Origin of the sequence: Streptomyces sp. NPDC051133 (assembly GCF_040682635.1) — a bacterium.
GTDB lineage: Bacteria > Actinomycetota > Actinomycetes > Streptomycetales > Streptomycetaceae > Streptomyces.
In genome coordinates this window covers 119332-137082 of record NZ_JBFBBK010000006.1, presented here as the reverse complement: position 1 = coordinate 137082, position 17751 = coordinate 119332, and the positions used below count along the sequence as shown (strand labels likewise).

General features: G+C 74.0%; 6 protein-coding genes and 1 pseudogene. 3 read left to right on the top strand and 4 right to left on the bottom strand.

Translation table 11 applies throughout. The features are described 5' to 3' along the window. Nucleotides 1-246 precede the first annotated feature (246 nt). On the top strand, nt 247-1776 hold the full coding sequence (locus tag AB0N17_RS09530; RefSeq protein WP_366010602.1) for a UDP-N-acetylglucosamine 1-carboxyvinyltransferase: 1530 nt from the start codon (nt 247-249) through the stop codon (nt 1774-1776). A gap of 59 nt (nt 1777-1835) precedes the next feature. Here the strand turns inward: AB0N17_RS09530 and AB0N17_RS09525 are convergent, their stop codons facing one another. From AB0N17_RS09525 to AB0N17_RS09510, 4 genes and pseudogenes are all read right to left on the bottom strand, one after another. Further along, nucleotides 1836-3002, bottom strand: a complete 1167-nt coding sequence (locus AB0N17_RS09525) for a metallophosphoesterase (RefSeq protein WP_366010601.1) — start codon at nt 3000-3002, stop codon at nt 1836-1838. A 100-nt stretch (nt 3003-3102) separates the two neighbouring features. Then, nucleotides 3103-3459, bottom strand: coding sequence for a DoxX family protein (locus AB0N17_RS09520; protein ID WP_366010600.1), 357 nt, complete (start codon nt 3457-3459; stop codon nt 3103-3105). Nucleotides 3460-3592: 133 nt separating this feature from the next. Continuing rightward, nucleotides 3593-7678, bottom strand: a pseudogene (locus AB0N17_RS09515) (beta-ketoacyl synthase N-terminal-like domain-containing protein); the annotation flags it as partial. A gap of 137 nt (nt 7679-7815) precedes the next feature. Next, on the bottom strand, nt 7816-14337 hold the full coding sequence (locus AB0N17_RS09510) for a beta-ketoacyl synthase N-terminal-like domain-containing protein (protein WP_366010599.1): 6522 nt from the start codon (nt 14335-14337) through the stop codon (nt 7816-7818). Nucleotides 14338-14652: 315 nt separating this feature from the next. On the opposite strand from AB0N17_RS09510, the gene AB0N17_RS09505 reads away from it, so the two are divergent. Together AB0N17_RS09505 and AB0N17_RS09500 are read left to right on the top strand one after the other, a co-directional pair. Continuing rightward, on the top strand, nt 14653-15927 hold the full coding sequence (locus AB0N17_RS09505; protein ID WP_366010598.1) for an NAD(P)/FAD-dependent oxidoreductase: 1275 nt from the start codon (nt 14653-14655) through the stop codon (nt 15925-15927). Between the two features lie 37 nt (nt 15928-15964). Beyond that, nucleotides 15965-17659: a tryptophan 7-halogenase gene (locus tag AB0N17_RS09500; protein WP_366010597.1), complete on the top strand. Its 1695-nt coding sequence runs from the start codon at nt 15965-15967 to the stop codon at nt 17657-17659. Nucleotides 17660-17751 lie beyond the last annotated feature (92 nt).

The window sequence follows — 17751 nt, the reverse complement described above, 5'->3', positions numbered from 1 at the left end:
ACGGTCCCGGCGGCCGGCTTCGGGCCGCCCCTCCCCTTCACCCGGAATCGCGTGAGGAGTCCGGCCGTTCCTGCGTGATTGCGGCGGAAATGCGGGCAGGCGATAGGTACCGAACGAAGAGACAGGTATCGGACGAATCACCCTCACCATCGCACAGGCCCCGTGACTGCGCAGGTCACTGACGCCGCGTCACCCGAATGGACCCCCCAACGGGCACCATCTCATATCTGAGATAACCTCAACCTCATGGCAGACGACTACCTCGTACGCATCGGCAAGCTCATCCGTGACGCCCGGCAACACCGAGGCTGGACACAGACGCAGCTCGCGGAGGCGCTCGGCACCAGCCAGAGCGCCGTCAACCGCATCGAGCGCGGGAACCAGAACATCAGCCTTGAGATGATCGCCCGGATCGGCGAGGCCCTGGACAGCGAGATCGTCTCGCTCGGCTACGCGGGCCCGATGCATCTGCGGGTCGTCGGCGGTCGCCGTCTGTCCGGTGCCATCGACGTGAAGACCAGCAAGAACGCCTGCGTGGCCCTGCTGTGCGCCTCGCTGCTCAACAAGGGGCGCACGGTGCTGCGCCGGGTGGCGCGGATCGAGGAGGTGTACCGCCTGCTGGAGGTGCTCAACTCCATCGGCGTGCGCACCCGCTGGATCAACGATGGTGTCGACCTGGAGCTGGTGCCGCCGGCCGAGCTGGAGATGGCGGCGATCGACGCGGAGGCCGCCGTACGGACCCGCTCGATCATCATGTTCTTCGGCCCGCTGCTGCACCGCATGGACCGCTTCAAGCTGCCGTACGCCGGCGGCTGCGACCTCGGCACCCGGACCATCGAGCCGCACATGATCGCGCTGCGCCGGTTCGGCCTGGACATCGCGGCCACCGAGGGCCAGTACCACGCACAGGTCGACCGCAGCGTCCGCCCCGACCGCCCGATCGTGCTGACCGAGCGCGGCGACACCGTGACCGAGAACGCGCTGCTGGCCGCCGCCCGCCACGACGGCGTGACGGTCATCCGCAACGCCTCCTCCAACTACATGGTCCAGGACCTGTGCTTCTTCCTGGAGGCGCTCGGCGTCAAGGTGGAGGGCATCGGCACCACCACCCTCACCGTGCACGGCGTGCCGAACATCGATGCCGACGTCGACTACTCCCCCTCCGAGGACCCGGTCGAGGCGATGAGCCTGCTGGCCGCCGCGGTCGTCACGGAGTCGGAACTGACCGTCCGCCGCGTCCCCATCGAGTTCCTGGAGATCGAGCTGGCGGTCCTGGAGGAGATGGGCCTCGACCACGACCGCAGCCCCGAGTACTTCGCGGACAACGGCCGAACCCGCCTGGTCGACCTCACGGTCCGCCCCTCCAAGCTGGAGGCGCCGATCGACAAGATCCACCCCATGCCCTTCCCGGGCCTGAACATCGACAACGTCCCGTTCTTCGCGGCCATCGCGGCCACCGCGCAGGGCCAGACCCTCATCCACGACTGGGTCTACGACAACCGCGCGATCTACCTCACCGACCTCAACCGCCTCGGCGGCCGGCTCCAGCTCCTCGACCCGCACCGGGTCCTGGTCGAGGGCCCGACCCGCTGGCGCGCGGCCGAGATGATGTGCCCGCCGGCACTGCGCCCCGCGGTGGTCGTCCTGCTGGCGATGATGGCGGCCGAGGGCACGTCGGTGCTGCGCAACGTGTACGTCATCAACCGGGGTTACGAGGACCTCGCCGAGCGCCTGAACTCGATCGGGGCGCAGATCGAGATCTTCCGGGACATCTGAGCGACGGCTGCCGGCCGTCGGGTTCGTGGCGGCCGGCCGTCGTCACCGCGTCGTGGGAGCTACTTGCAGGTGCCGCTGCCGGAGTCTTCGTACTGCAGCGCCGTGGCGTCGAAGCCGGGGCCCGGCAGGACGGGCTTGTAGTCCCAGCTGTAGCCGTGGGACCCGAGGGTGAGCTTCATGACGCCGAAGGCGCGGGCCTGGGCGGTGACCACGTTGGGGTTGTCGTAGTCGCCGGGCGTGCCGGCGAGGGTGTCGATGGCCTCGCCGCCGGAGCCGACGACGAACTCCGGGATGCCGTGGTCCGGGTCGTACCGGCCGGCCGGGTTCATCGGGCGCAGCCGGGCGTACGCGTGTTCGTGGCCGTTCAGGACGAGCGTGGCGTGGTGCCGGTAGAGGAGCTTCCACCACGCGTCGCTCGCCGCGCCCTCGGTGCCGCCGGCGCCCGGCGCTGAAGCGGGCACCGTGGCGGTCGAGGCCGTCGTGGCGCTGAAGGCCGGCTGGTGCCAGTACGCGATCGTGCACGGACGGGTGTTGGTTTCCAGGTCCTGCGAGAGCCACCGGGTCTCCTGGCCGAGGAGGCCGTCGTCCGTCGTGGAGCAGTCGTGGTGGAACGCGTCGGAGTCGCACTCGGCGTTGAGCGAGACGATGTGCCAGTTGCCGAGGTCGTAGGAGTACCACCCCTGTCTGTCGGCGGTGTCGTCGCCGGCCTGGCCCTGGGGGTTCGGCGTGCCGGCCTGGTCGTGGCCGTTGAAGTAGCCGAAGTAGCCGGCACCGTTCTGCCAGGCCTCGTTGTCGCCCTTCTTGGTGTACGCGTAGTACTCGTGGTTGCCCGGCGCCGGACGCTCGAGCATCTTCAGGCCGCCCCACGCCTGCTCGAAGGACCGCTCGAAGTCGGTCAGTTTGCCGACCTGGTACTGCTCGTCGCCCAGCAGCGCCACGGCGTCGGGGTGCATGTCCGTGGCCTGCTCGGCGGTGGCGAACTCGGCGCTCGTGCCGCCCAGCGTCGGGCTGCCGCACTTGAGCGAGGCCGGGGTGCTGGCGTTCTCGTCGTCGTCGGGCTCGCAGGCGATGTCGCCGACGGCCGCCAGGGTGTACGACGCCGCGCCGTGGTGGCGGGCGTAGGGCCAGTCGGCGTCGCCCTGGTGGGCGGCGGCGACGGCGGTGCCGGTGACAGCGAGGACGGCCAGGCCGACAGCTGCGGCGGAGACCTTGGTGGCGCGTCTCATGTGCGTGTCCTTCCGAGTGCAGAAGCGATCAGCGCACGTTAGGCGGGCGAGTAGGCGGTTGCTGCAAACGCGTTCCGACGGCTCGGTGAACTCCGGCGGATCACCAGGGGCCGTGGTAGTTCAGGCCCAGGACGAGGACGGCCACCGCGGTGGCCAGGAACACGATCCCGCCCACGATGTTGCGGGAGCCGACCCGCAGGTGGGCGTAGATCGCGCCGATGAAGTACAGCACCAGGCCGCAGGCGGCGAGGTTCCCCAGCACCGGCACGGCGAGCCCGGCCAGCAGTCCCACGGTTCCCGCGGCCAGGAGGGTGCCCAGCACCGGGACGTACTTCCGGGGAATGCCCTTCATGTCCGCCTGGGTCTTGGGATATTCGTGGCCCATCAGGTACGTGACGGCGGCGGCACCGTTGAACACCGCGCCGAGAACCGTGACCGTGACGAAGGCGATGAACACATTCTCTCCGTGGTGAGAAGCCCGGTGGCCGCTGCGCAACACCCTGACGGAACCGCGCTGTTGGGGAGGGAGTGCCTGTCGTGCGCTGCTGATCGTACATCTCACACCGATGCGAGCAACTGGGCTTGATCCGCTACCCGTCGCCCCTTCGGGGGTGCCCGCCCGCCGGGGGCAGCAGGCCCGCCGCCCAGTGCTCGACCGCCTTGGCCGTCGTGGCCGCGTGGTCCTCCAGCATCGTGAAGTGGTCGCCGGTGACCTCCACGGTCTCGTGCGCGAGCGGCCAGGCGGCGATGCGCTCACCGGTGTCCCCGTACGGCGCGGCGGCGAGGACCAGCAGGGTCGGTGCCGTGACCGGGGCGGGGGTCCACGGACGGAAGAGGGCGGAGTAGGCGCCCATCGCGGTCAGCCGGTGGTCGTCGAGGGTGACGAGCCGGCTGTCGCGTTCCAGCATGCCGCGGACCATCACCGCGTGCCCGCGCGGATCGCCGCCGTTCGCCGGGGTATCGAGGAGCGCGACGCCGACCGGAGCCGCGCCGGCGCGTTCCAGGGCGGCCGCCACCGCGTGCGCCACCCAGCCGCCCGCGGAGCGGCCGACGAGCAGGACGGGGGCGCCGTCCGCCGCCTCCAGGACGGCCCCGGCATGTAGTTCGGCGAGTGCCCCGACGCTCGCCGGGAGCGGTTGTCCGGGGCGGAAACCGGGGTGCGGCAGGGCGCCGACCCGCCAGGCGTCGGTGAAGCCCGTGGCGAAGCGGGCGTACTCGTGGACGCCGGAGACCGCGCTGAACGAGGGCAGACACAGCGCCACGGGCCGTCCGTCGCCGGGCCCGAACCAGACCGGCGCCGGCGGGGTGCCCGCCTCGGCCGCCGCGGCGAACGTCTCCTTCAGCCGCGCGGCGGACTCCAGCAGGGCGGCGCCGTCGTCGAGCCGCCCGGCGCCTGCGGCCTTCCGGTACAGCCGCGTCAGCAGGCCCTCGTCCGCGTCCCCGTCGGCGCGCCCGTCCGTGTCCCCGTCGGCGCCGTCGTCCGTCCCGGCCGGTCCGTCCGCCGGGCCGGCGCCGCCGCCGCCCGCGGTGCCGGTGCCGGTGCCGGGCAGCCGCTCGTCGAGGTACGCCGCGATCGCCTCCGGGTGCCCGTGGTCGAACGCGAGCGTGCCCGGCAGACGGAGTCCGAGCGCGCGTCCCAGCCGTGTGCTCAGCTCGATCGCGGTGAGCGAGTCGAAGCCCAGCTCCTGCAGCGAGCGGTCCGCCTCGATCGCGTCGGCGCCCTCGTGCCCGAGCGTCCGCGCGACCGCGTCCCGCACGAGGTCGCGCAGGGCCGACCGCCGCTCGGGCCCGGCCGGTCCGAGGATGCGGGCGCGGGCGGTGGCGGGGGCGGTGGTGCCGGCCCCGGCGAGCGGGGGCTCCCCGGATGCGGGTGATGCGGGTGATGCGGGGAGCGGGGCGGGGCCGGCGGGCATCCGCATGCCGTCCCAGTCCCGGACGGTCGCGGTGCCCTGCCCCGCCGGCACGCTGTGCCCGGCCCTGTCCTCCAGCCAGTAGTGCCCGTACTGGAAGGGGTAGGCGGGCAGGTCGACCAGGGTGGCGTGCGGATGGGTGAGGCGGGTCCAGTCGACCGTGCCGCCGTCGACGTGCAGCTGGGCCAGCGCCGTGAGGAAAGACTCGGCCTCGGGGCGGCCGGCACGGAGCGCGGCGGCGAACACCCGCTCCTCGGCGTCCGGCACCACCTCGCGCGCCAGGGCGGTCAGCACCCTGCCGGGCCCCGCCTCCAGCCAGCGCACGACACCCGTGGCCCGGGCCCTTTCGACGGCGTCCGCGAACCGCACCGGGCGGCTGACGTGGGTCACCCAGTACTCGGGGTCGACGACGTCCTCGGGCAGCCCGGCCAGCGTGGGCGGCCGCAGTTCCAGACCCGCCACGACCTCGCGGAATGCGGTCAGCATGGGGTCCATCAAAGGGGAGTGGAAGGCGTGACTGACCTTCAGGCGCGAGGTCCGCACCCCCGCGGCGCGCCACCGCTCCACCAGCTCCGTCACCTCGTCCTCGGCGCCGGACAGCACCACCGAGGACGGCCCATTGACGGCGGCCAGGGAGACCCGGTCCGACCGGGCGGCCAGCGCCGCCAGCGCCTCCGCCTCGGGGACCTCGACCGCGGCCATGGCACCGCCCGCCGGCAGCGCGTCCATCAGCCGGCCCCGGGCCTCCACCAGCCGGCAGGCGTCGGCCAGGGAGAGCACGCCCGCCACATGGGCGGCGGCCACCTCCCCCACCGAGTGCCCGACCACGGCCCGGACGTCCACGCCGAGGCGGCGCACCAGCCGGAACAGCGACACCTCGACCGCGAACAGCGCGGGCTGCGCGTACCGGGTCCGGTCCAGGCGGCCGTCCTGCGCGCCGGCCGCGAGGACCACCTCCTTCAGCGGCAGCCCCGTCAGCTCGGCGACCGTGTCGAAGGACTCGGCGAACTCGGGGAACGTCTCGTACAACTCCTGTCCCATGCCGGGTCGTTGGCTGCCCTGCCCGGGGAACAGGACGGCGGTGCCCCCGGGTACGGCGACCCCGCTGACCGGGGTGCCGGCCGTGCCGCCCGCCAGCAGCACCGCCCGGTGCCGGAACAGGGCCCGGCGGGCCAGGGTGTGGCTCACGTCGGCCGGATCCGCCGGGGTGTCGCGCAGGTGCGCCCGCAGCCGTGTGCTGCCCTGTTGCAGGGCGCGGCCGTCCCGGGCGGAGAGCGGCCAGGGGACGACCGGGAGGGCGACGGCGGTGACGCCCGCGCCGCCGCCGCGCGCCGCCGGGGAAGCCGGGCCGGGCTCGGGGCCGGGCTCGGTCTCGGGGTCGGGGTCCGTCTCGGGGTCGGGCGCGGCCTCCAGGATCACATGGGCGTTCGTGCCGCTGATGCCGAAGGACGACACCGCGGCGCGGCGCGGCCGGCCGGTCTCGGGCCAGGGGAGCGCCCGGGTGAGCAGGTCGACGGCGCCCGCACTCCAGTCGACGTGGGGGGTGGGCTCGTCGGCGTGCAGGGTGCGCGGCAGGAGGCCGTGCCGCATCGCCTCGATCATCTTGATGATGCCGCCCACTCCGGCGGCGGCCTGCGTGTGGCCCATGTTCGACTTCATGGAGCCGAGGTGCAGCGGCCGTCCCGGATCGCGTTCGCGGCCGTACGTGGCGAGCAGCGCCTGGGCCTCGATGGGGTCGCCGAGCCGGGTTCCGGTGCCGTGGCCCTCGACGGCGTCGACGTCCCGGGCGGACAGGCCGGCGTTGGCGAGGGCCTTGCGGATGACGCGCTGCTGCGACGGCCCGTTGGGCGCCGACAGGCCGTTGGAGGCGCCGTCCTGGTTCACCGCCGAGCCGCGCAGCAGCGCGAGCACCCGGTGGCCGTGCCGGCGGGCGTCGGAGAGCCGCTCCACGAGCAGCATGCCGACGCCCTCGGCCCAGCCCGTGCCGTCGGCGCCCGCGCCGAACGCCTTGCACCGCCCGTCGGGCGACAGTCCCCGCTGCCGGCTGAACGACAGGAAGGCGCGGGGTGTCGCCATGACCGTCACCCCGCCGGCCAGGGCCAGCGCGCACTCCTGCGACCGCAGCGCCTGCGCGGCCTGGTGCAGGGCGACCAGGGAGGAGGAGCAGGCGGTGTCCACGGTGACCGCCGGGCCCTCGAAGCCGAGGGTGTAGGCGATCCGGCCGGACGCCACGCCGCCGGACAGCCCGGTGACGAGGTACGGCTCCAGGGTGTCGGGGACCCGCAGGGTGGCGTAGTCGTGGTGGACCACGCCCGTGAACACGCCGGTGTCGCTGCCGCGCAGGGCGGTCGGGTCGATCCCGGCGTGCTCGAACGCCTCCCAGGCGGTCTCCAGCAGCAGCCGCTGCTGCGGGTCCATCGCGAGGGCCTCGCGGGGGGAGACGCCGAAGAACTCCGCGTCGAACAGCGCCGCGTCGTCCAGGAAGCCGCCTTCGCGGGCGTAGCAGGTGCCGGGCCGGTCGGGGTCGGGATCGTAGATGCCCTCGACGTCCCAGCCGCGTTCGGCCGGGAAGGCGCTGATGACGTCGCGCTCGGCCACGACCAGGCGCCACAGGTCCCGCGGGCTGCGCACGCCGCCCGGGAAGCGGCAGGCCATCCCGACGACCGCGATCGGTTCACGGCTCGCCGACTCGGCCCGGCGCAGCTGCCGGCGGGTGTCGTGCAGCTCGGCGGTGACCTTCTTCAGGTAGTCGACCAGCTTCTGCTCGGTGCCCGTCACGTCACGGTCCTGCCTTTCCAGCGCGGTCGGAGCGGGTCATGCGGCCCGGGACCCGGGTGTGTGTGCTGCCGGTGCACGTCGGCCCGGCACGCCGCCGGTTCGCTTCGTCCCGGCACGGTGCCGGTTCAGCTCGTTTCGGTGTGCTGCCGGTTCAGCTCGTTGTCGATGAGGTCGAACAGTTCGTCGGTGGTGGCCGCGTCGAGCCGTTCGCCGAGGTCGGCGGAGTCGTCGTACCCCGCGGAGCCGGGGGCGTCCGCGCCGAGGAGCCGGTCGGTGAGGGTGCGCAGCCGTTCGGCGAGGCGGGCGCGGGCGGCGGCGTCGGGCCGCTCCCGCTCGATGCCGGCCTCCAGGCGGGCCAGTGCTCCGAAGACGGTCCGGGGGCCGCCGCCCGCCGCCGCCTCGGCGCTCCCCTCGCCGCTCGCCTCGCCGCTGCCGCCGTCCGCCTCGCCGGGTCCGGGGGCGGCGGGGAGTTCGGTGAGCAGGTGCCGGGCCATGGCGACGGCCGTGGGGTGGTCGAACGCCAGCGAGGTGGGCAGGGTGAGGCCGGTCCGCGCGACGAGACGGTTGCGCAGCTCCACCGCGGAGACGGAGTCCAGCCCGAGGTCCTTGGCACTGCGGTGGGCCTCGACGTCCTCCGGCCCGTCGAAGCCGGCGACCTCGGCGATCTCGGTACGGACCAGGTCGACCAGCGCCTGCTCCCGCTGCTGCGGCGTCAGCCCGGCGAGCTCCACTCGCAGCCGGTGGCCGGTGGGGGCGGCGGCGTCCGGGGCGGGGGGCCGTACGGCCGTCTCCCGCGCGGACGGTGTGGTGTCGTCGGGGGCTGCCGGAAGCGGTACGGAGCGCAGCCAGTAACGCCGGTGCTCGAAGGGGTAGACGGGCAGGTCGACCCGGCGGACGGGCAGGCCCGCGAAGTACCGGGCCCAGTCGACCGGGGCGCCGTACGCGTGTGCCCGCGCGACGGCGTCGAGCAGGGCGCGGACCTCGGACCGGCCGCGGCGCAGCCCGCCGCACAGGGCGAGTTCGTGGTCGGCCACGCAGTCGCGGGCCATGGTGGTGAGCATGGCGTCGGGGCCGAGTTCGAGGAAGCAGGCGATGCCCTGGCCGGGCAGGGCGCGCACGGCGTCCGCGAAGTGCACGGCGTCGCGGGCGTGGCGCGCCCAGTACTCGGGCTCGGCCAGCTCCGCGGGTCCGGCGAGCCGGCCGGTCACCCCGGAGACCAGCGGAATCACAGGTGCCCGGTAGGTCAACCCGGCTGCCACGCTGCGCAGTTCGTCCAGCATGGGGTCCATGTGGCGGGAGTGGAAGGCATGGCTGACCCGCAGCCGGGTGACCCGGCGGCCCTGCGCCCGGAAGACCTCGCCGACGGCCTCGACGGCCTGCGCGTCGCCCGAGACGACGACCGAGCGCGGGCCGTTGATCGCGGCGACGGCGGCGTGGCCGGGGGCGTCGGTGTCCGGGAGGACGGCCCGGACCTCCTCCGCGGTCGCCTCGACCGAGGTCATCGCGCCACCGGGCGGCAGCGCCGCCATCAGCCGGCCGCGGGTGGCGACGAGGAGGGCCGCGTCCGGGAGCGGCAGCGCCCCGCTGACGTGGGTCGCCGTCAGGCCGCCGAGGGAGTGGCCGAGGACGGCGTCCGGCACCACCCCCCAGGACTCCAGGAGCCGGAACATCGCCGTCTCCAGCGCGAACAGCCCCGCCTGCGTGAAGTCGGTCCGGCTCAGCAGCGCGGACTCCGGCGTGCCCTCGGGCGCCCAGACGATCTGCTTCAACGGCCGTTCCAGGTAAGGGTCGAGGGCGGCGCAGACCGCGTCGAAGGCACGGGCGAACTCGGGGAAGGCGGCGTGCAGTTCCCGTCCCATGCCGGGCAGTTGGGCACCCTGGCCGGTGAAGCCGATCGCCAGTCCGCCCTCGCGGCGCACGCCGTCCGGTCCGGTGCCCGGGTCTGCTCCGCCGGCCACGGCCGTCAGCCGCCGCTCCAGTTCCTCCCGCCCGTCCGCGGTGAAGGCGGCGCGCCACGGGAAGGCGGTCCGGGTGGTGGCGAGCGCGGCGGCCAGGTCGGGCACGCGCAGACCGGGTTGCGCCGCCACGAGGTCGAGCAGCCGCTGGGCCTGCGCGCGCAGGGCGGCCGGGGTGCGGGCCGAGAGGAGGACCGGGACCGGGGACGCGGGGACGGCCGTCGCGGGACCCCGCGCCGCGGTGCGGGCGGCGGCGTGGGGCGCCGGGGGGCCGGCCGGCTCCGTCTCCCCGGCAGGGGCGGGGGGCGCCTGTTCCAGGATCACGTGCGCGTTGGTGCCGCTGACGCCGAAGGAGGAGACGGCGGCCCGGCGCGCGTGGCCGGTCTCGGGCCACACGGTGTGCTCCAGGAGCAGGCGGACCGCGCCGCCCGTCCAGTCCACCGCCGGGGTCGGCCGGTCGACGTGCAGGGTGCGGGGCAGTTCGCCGCGGCGGATCGCCTCCACCGTCTTGATGACCCCGCCCACGCCCGCGGCGGCCTGGCTGTGGCCGATGTTGGATTTCAGGGAGCCGAGCAGCAGCGGCCGTCCCGGGTCCCGGTCCCGTCCGTAGGTGGCGAGCAGCGCCTGTGCCTCGATCGGGTCGCCGAGGACGGTGCCGGTGCCGTGCGCCTCGACGGCGTCCACGTCGGCGGGGGTGAGGCCGGCGTCGGCCAGCGCCCGCCGGACGACCCGCTGCTGGGCGGGGCCGCTCGGCGCGGTCAGGCCGTTGCTGGCGCCGTCCTGGTTGACCGCGCTGCCGCGCAGGACGGCGAGCACCGGGTGGCCGTTGCGGCGCGCGTCGCCCAGCCGTTCCAGGACGACGAGGCCGGCGCCCTCGGACCAGCCGGTGCCGTCGGCGCCCTCGGCGAAGGCCTTGCAGCGGCCGTCGGGGGCGAGCCCGTGCTGGCGGCTGAACTCCACGAAGGTGCTGGGCGTGGCCATCACGGCGACGCCTCCGGCGAGCGCGAGCGAGCACTCGCCGCGGCGCAGCGCCTGCGCGGCCAGGTGGAGGGCGACCAGGGAGGAGGAGCAGGCGGTGTCGACCGTGAGGGCGGGGCCGTTCAGGCCGAGGGTGTAGGCGAGGCGGCCGGAGGCGACGCTGCCGGCGGTGCCGGTGCCGAGGAGCCGTTCGAGGTCCTCGGGGAGGACGCCGGGGTTCTTGGCGTAGTCGTGGAACATCAGCCCGACGTAGACGCCGGTGTCCGTGCCGCGCAGCGCGGCCGGGTCGATGCCGGCCCGTTCCAGGGCCTCCCAGCCCACCTCCAGCAGCAGCCGCTGCTGGGGGTCCATGGCGAGCGCCTCGCGCGGGCTGATGCCGAAGAACGGCGCGTCGAAGTCGCCCGGCGCCTGCAGGAAGCCGCCGCGGCCGGTGGCGGTGGTACCGGCCTCGGTGCCGTCGCCGCCCAGCAGGCGGTCCAGGTCCCAGCCGCGGTCGGTGGGGAACTCCCCCACGGCGTCGCGGCCTTCGGCGACGAGGCGCCACAGGTCCTCCGGGGAGGCGATCCCGCCGGGGTAGCGGCAGCCCATGCCGACCACGGCCACCGGGTCGTCGTCGTGGCGCGCGGCGGGCGCCGCCGTACCGGTGCCGGCGGGGCCGCGGTCGAACAGCTCCCCGTCGAGCAGGTCCGCAACCGCGGCGGGCGTCGGATGGTCGAAGGCGAGGGTGACCGGCAGCCGCAGCCCGGTACGGGCGGCCAGCCGGTCGCGGAGCACGACCGCGGTGAGCGAGGTGAGTCCGAGCCGGGTGAAGGCCAGCCCGGCGTCCAGCCGTTCCGGCCCGTCGAGGCCGAGCACCCGGGCGGCCTCGGTGCGCACCAGCGCGATGAGGGCACGGCGGCGGGCCCGGGCGGGCAGGGCGTGCAAGCCGGCGCGCAGCCCGGCGGGGTCCGCGGTGTCGCCGGCCGCGGGGGCGGGCCGGTTCAGCAGCGTCCTGAGCCGGTCGGCGGCGGCCGAGCGGGGCGCCCACGGGTCGGCGCGCAGGGCGAGCACCGGGTACGGCAGGGCCCGGGCGGCGTCGAAGGCGTCGGCGGTCTGCCGGTCGGTGAGGGGGGCCGTGCCGGGCAGCGGGGCAGGGCCGTGTCCGAGGTGGCCGGCGTGGTCCGCCGCGTGCGCGAGGGCGGCCGCGTAGGCGCCCGCGGCCGCGGCGACGGGCCGGCCGGGGTGGCGCAGGGGGTCGTCGTGGGTGCCGCAGAGGGTGAGCCGGGTGCCGGTGGCGCGGGTCAGGGCCAGCAGGTGGTGTGCGGCGGTCGCGTCGCTCGGGCGGGAGACCGGGTGGACGACGGTGTCGAAGGCGCGGTCCGGGCCGAGGGCGGCGAGCAGGGCCGCGGCGCCCTCGGCGGTGTCCGCGCGTGCGGTGCGCACCGACACCGTGGCCCCCAGGGCCCTGAGGCCGGCGGCGAGGGGCTCGGCGGCCGTCGCGTCGGCGGCGGCCAGCACGACGGTCCGGACGCCGTGCCCGGCCACCAGGTGGGTGGCGAGGACACGGGCGAGGTCGGTTCCGGCGCCGGTGACGAGCGCGCTGCCGCCGGGGGCGGGGGCGGCGAGTGCGGCCGGTGCGGGTACGCGGGCGAGGCGCGGCACGAGGACGTCACCGCCGCGCACGACGAAGTCGGTCTCCTCGTCGGGGGCGCCGAGCACCGCGCCCCACGCCTCGGCGGAGCCGCCGGAGCCGTCGGTGCCGAGGTCGACCAGCAGCGTGGGTCCCGTGCGCCGCGCCCGCATCCAGGCCCGCGCGGCGGCGGCACCGGGCCGGACGGCGTCCCCGTCCCGGACGGCCACGGCACCGCGGGTGCAGAACACCAGGCGCCCGTCGAGCCCGGCCGCCCCCAGCAGGTCACGGATGCCGGCGGGGCCGGGCACGTCGGGGAGCTGGGGGGAGCGGCCGGCCGGCGGCATCGTGACGACGTAGCCGTCGTACGGGCCCGTGCGCCGGGCCGTGTCGAGGTCGGGGACGGGGTGGGGGGTGGCGCCGTGGCGGTGGACGGCCTCGGTGAGGGAGTCGGGGTGGGGTCCGATCAGGGCCCAGCGTCGCGGGGACGCGGGGGCGGCCGGGGCGGGCGGCTCCCAGGGCACCCATTCCGTGTGCCACAGGTGCTCGTGGTGCCCGGTGGCGACGGCGCGCAGGCGGGCCGGTGTGTCGCGCAGCCGGCGGCGGCTGACCTTGCCCGACCCGGTCACCGGCAGGGCCGCCGTCTCGTACAGCCCGGCCGGCACCTTGAAGTAGCTGAGCCGTTCCCGGCAGGCCGCGAGCGCCTCGGCGGGCGACCAGCCGTCGGTCTCCGGGACCACGTACGCGACCGGGACCTCCCCGGCCACCGGGTCGGGACGGCCGGTCGCGGCCGCGTCCCGGATGCCGGGCACCTCGCGCAGCACCGCCTCGATCTCGCCGGGGTGGATGTTCTCACCGGCGCGGATGATCAGTTCCTTGACCCGTCCGGTGATGGCCAGGCGGCCCTCGGCGTCGCGCCGGGCCAGGTCGCCGGTGCGGTACCAGCCGTCGCGCAGCGCCTCCGCCGTGACCTCGGGCAGGCCGTGGTAACCCAGCATCAGCGCCGGGCTCTTGACCAGCACCTCGCCCTCCTCGCCCGCCGCCGCGTCCCGCCCGGTGCGCGGGTCGGTCAGCCGCAGCTCGATGCCGGGCACCGGCGTGCCGCAGGTGCCGGGCGGGCGCGGGGCGTCGGGGCGGCTGATGGTGATGGCCCCGCAGGTCTCGGTGCTGCCGTAGCTGTCCACGAGGGGCGTGCCGAGCATCTCCTCGACGGCGGCGGCCAGTTCGGGCCCGGTGGCCGCCCCGGTGACCAGGCACACCCGTGGCCGGGGGACCGTACCGCCGCTCTCCCGCAGGGCGTCGAGCAGCTGGGCGTACATGGCGGGCACCCCGAGGAGCATGGTGTACGGCTCCGCGCGCAGCGCCTCCAGCACGTCCCGGGCGCCGAAGCCGGGCAGGATGCGCGCGCCGGCGCCGCTGACGGTCACGCCCAGCACGCACAGGATGTGCGCCAGGCTGTGGAACAGCGGCAGCGGCCACAGCAGCCGGTCGTCCGGGCCGAGCCCCAGCACGCCCTGGTACGCGGTGTGCACGGACCACAGGCAGCCGGCCTGGTGGGAGACGACGCCCTTGGCGGCACCGGTGGTGCCGGAGGTGTAGAGGATCCAGGCGGGTTCGTACAGGCCGAGGTCGTCGCGGGGCCCCTGGTCCGGCTCCGTGCCGGCGAGGTCCTCGAAGGCGAGGGTGCCGGGTCCGGTGCCGTCCGCGAGGACGACGAGGAGGCCCGGACGCCGCTCCCGCGCCCGTTCGACCTGGGCGAGGTGGGTGACGTCGGTGAGGACGGCGCGGGCCCCGCTGTCGTCGAGCTGGTGGGCGAGTTCGGCGTCGGAGCACTGCGGGTTGACGGGGACGCCGACGGCGGCGGCGCGGGTGACGGCGAGGTAGCTCTCGACGGTGGTGACGCTGTTGCCGAGCAGGATCGCGACCCGGTCGCCGCGTCCGACGCCGTGCGCGGCGAGATGGCCGGCCACCCGTCCGGTGCGTGCGGCGAGTCCGGCGTAGGTCACCTGCCGCCGTTCGTCGGCGAACGCGACCTTGTCGGGACATTCACGTGCGTGCCTGCGCAGCGTTTCGGAAAGTGGCCGGATGTCTTCGACGTGCGTCACTCGTACGCTCCTGCCTGCTGGGGGGTTCCACCGTCGGCGCGGCACCGGGATGATCGGGCGGTGCCGTGTCGCCCGCTCGCCCAGGCCGTTCTCGGCGAGCACACCTGGCGTAACGCTAGAAAGGGCCGGGCAGCGGCTACAACCCCTGTTCCTTCCCTTAATCCAGGCCGCGCCGGGATTTCCCAAGACGGTCTCCAGACGCCGTGCAGAAGGCGTTCAGCCCAAGTCGTCGAACCTGACTGGGTCCAGCCAACGCAGTGCCGCACGGGGCCGCCTCAGCGGACGTCGGCACGTTTCGGATCGGGAAGGTCGCGCATGCCGTCCACTCTCACCGGCATACCCAATGAATTCGATGTCATCGTCATCGGTGGCGGGCCGGCGGGTGCCACCACCGCCGGTCTCCTCGCCAAGCGTGGGCACAAAGTCGCCGTCCTGGACCGTGAGCGTTTTCCCCGCTATCACGTCGGTGAATCGCTCATCCCGGTCGTCATGGCGCCCATGGAGGAAATGGGCCTGACCGAGCGGATGGAACAGCGCGGTTTCGAGCGCAAGTACGGCGGCACGTTCGTCTGGGGCAACGAGCAGGCGGCCTGGGACTTCTCCTTCGTCGACGGCGGCGACTATCCGTTCGCGTACCACACGCGCCGGGCCGACCTGGACGCGCTGATCCTGGACCGGGCGCGGGAGCTCGGGGCGTTCGTCGTGGAGGACGCCACCGTGAAGGAGCCGGTCGAGGAGGACGGCCGGGTCACCGGTGTCCGCTTCTCGGTGCGCGGCGGCAAGGAGACGTACGAGCTCAGGGCCACGATGGTGGTGGACGCCTCGGGCCAGGCCCGGGTGCTCACCCGCCGCTACTCGGAGATCACCTGGCACGAGAAGCTGCGCAACGTCGCGGTGTGGACGTACTTCGACAACTGCGAGCGCCTGCCCGGCGACCAGTACACGAACATTCTGATCGAGGGAATCGAGAACGGCTGGTTCTGGGGAATTCCGCTCGACAAGGGGACGGTCAGCGTCGGTTTCGTCACTCCGGCGTCGGTGGCCGGCGAATCCGACCAGAATCTGGAGCAGTTGTTCCGGGACGAGGTGGAGAAGACCACCAAACTGAAGCACATGCTGCGCGACGCCCGTCAGTCGGCGGGATTCCGCAGCGCCCGCGACTGGTCGTACACGAGCCACACCGTCCATGGAAAGGGCTGGGCGGCCGTAGGTGACGCGGCGGCATTCGTCGACCCGCTGATCTCCACGGGTGTGGCGCTGGCGACGACGGCGGGCAGCATTCTGTCCCGGGTCCTCGACAAGGTGCTGCAGCACCCGGAGATCGAGGAAGCGGCGCTCGACCGCTATGCGACCGCCTACCGGAACTTCTTCGACGAGGTCCGTTCGTTCGTGGAGCAGTTCTACGACCGGACGCTGAAGAAGGAGGACTACCACAAGATGGCCCAGCGGATCATCGACCCGGAGGGCAAGAACACTCCGGCCAACGATTTCGTCACCCTGCTGGGCGGTCTGCGCGGAAAGCACCTCGCGCTGAACATCACCGTCGACGACCTCGTCGAGGACGCCCTCTCCGTCACCGCCCAGGGCTGAACCGCCCCCGGCCGAGCGTCAAGGGAAGGACAATCTGGTGGCAGGCAAGAACACCGCAACCGCCTCCGCGAAGACGGACCGCTACGACGTGGCGATCCTCGGCAGCGGTATGGCCGGGGGCATGCTGGGCGCGGTACTGGCCCGCAACGGCGTCAAGGTGCTCATCCTCGACGCGGGCACCCACCCCCGGTTCGCGGTCGGCGAGTCGACCATCCCGTACACCTCGGGCATGGCGCGGCTGATCGCCAAGCGCTACGACGTGCCCGAGCTGAAGGCCCTGTCGAACTACCGGGGGACGATCGACGAGATCTCCCCGAACTGCGGTCAGAAGCAGAACTTCGGCTTCGTCTACCACCGCGAGGGGCGCCCGCAGGACCCGCAGGAGATCAACCAGCTGGTCGTGCCGATCGAACTGCGCACCGAGACGCATCTGTTCCGGCAGGACGTCGACGCCCACCTGTTCCACGTGGCGCTGAGTTACGGCGCCGAGGCGCGGCTGGCCACGCGGGTCACCGACATCGACGTCGACCCGGAGCAGGGCGCGCTGCTGCGCACGGACCAGGGCGAGGAGTTCCGGGCCGAGTACGTGGTGGACGGCAGCGGGTTCCGCTCGCCGCTGGCGGAGAAGTTCTCCCTGCGGGAGACGCCGACCCGGGCGCGGACGCACTCGCGCTGTCTGTTCACGCACATGATCGGGGTGCGGCCCTTCGACGACTCGCCGACCGCGCAGCCGCACGACCAGCCCAGCCCCTGGCACCACGGCACGCTGCACCACGTCTTCGACGGCGGCTGGCTGTGGGTGATCCCGTTCGACAACCACGACGCGGCGCGCAACCCGCTGTGCAGCGTGGGGCTCACCCTGGACCCGCGGAAGTACCCCAAGGACGGCACGCCGCCGGAGCGGGAGTTCGCCGAGTTCCTGAAGCGGTTCCCGCAGATCGCCTGGCAGTTCACCGAGGCGAAGGCGGTGCGGCCGTGGGTGTCCACGGGCCGGCTGCAGTACTCGTCGCACACGGTCGTCGGCGACCGGTACTGCCTGACGTCGCACGCGGCCGGTTTCATCGACGCGCTGTACTCGCGCGGGCTCGCCAACACCCTGGAGCTGGTCAACGCGTTGGGGTGGCGGCTGATCGCGGCCTCCCGGGACGGGGACTGGTCCAAGGAGCGGTTCGCGTTCGTGGAGGCGCTGCAGCAGGGGCTGTTCGACTTCCACGACGACCTGGTCTACAGCTCGTTCGTCGGCTTCGGGCACTACGAGCTGTGGAACGCGGTCAACCGGACGTGGATGCTCGGCACGATGAGCGGCAACATGATGGTCGAGGACGCGTACTACCGGTACAGCGAGAGCGGTGACCCGGACGTCTTCCTGGAGGCCGAGCGGTCGGGGTACCCCGGCTCACCGCTGCCGATCAGTGAGCCGTTCGTGCGGATGGGCACGCTGACCCGGGAGCTGTGCGTGGCCGTGGAGGAGGGCACGCTGGATCCGGGCGAGGCGGCGGCGCGGATCCACGACTACATCCGCAAGGACGTGGACTTCATCGCTCACGCGGACCGGTTCGGGCTGCCGGAGAACCGGTGCTTCCAGATGACGAAGGAGCGGATGGAGGCGGCCGAGGAGTGGTCCCGCACCCAGGCGCCCCCGGAGATCGGCAAGCGCATGCTGAACGCCAGCCGCGGCATGGAGCTGGCCAAGGAGTCGGAATCCGTCTCCGGCTCGGCGGAGAAGTACTGACCGCGCTCCCGGCGGACCTGCTCCGGCCGGCGGGAGGGTGGGCGGGCACCGCTGGTGCCGCCCGCCTCCCCCGGCCCCCGCGGGCTCGTCCG

What these genes read in the sequence shown, in the direction of transcription:
- AB0N17_RS09525 (WP_366010601.1), bottom strand. Translation starts at nt 3,002, where the DNA reads ATGAGACGCGCCACCAAGGTCTCCGCCGCAGCTGTCGGCCTGGCCGTC.
- AB0N17_RS09505 (WP_366010598.1), top strand. Translation starts at nt 14,653, where the DNA reads ATGCCGTCCACTCTCACCGGCATACCCAATGAATTCGATGTCATCGTC.
- AB0N17_RS09530 (WP_366010602.1), top strand. Translation starts at nt 247, where the DNA reads ATGGCAGACGACTACCTCGTACGCATCGGCAAGCTCATCCGTGACGCC.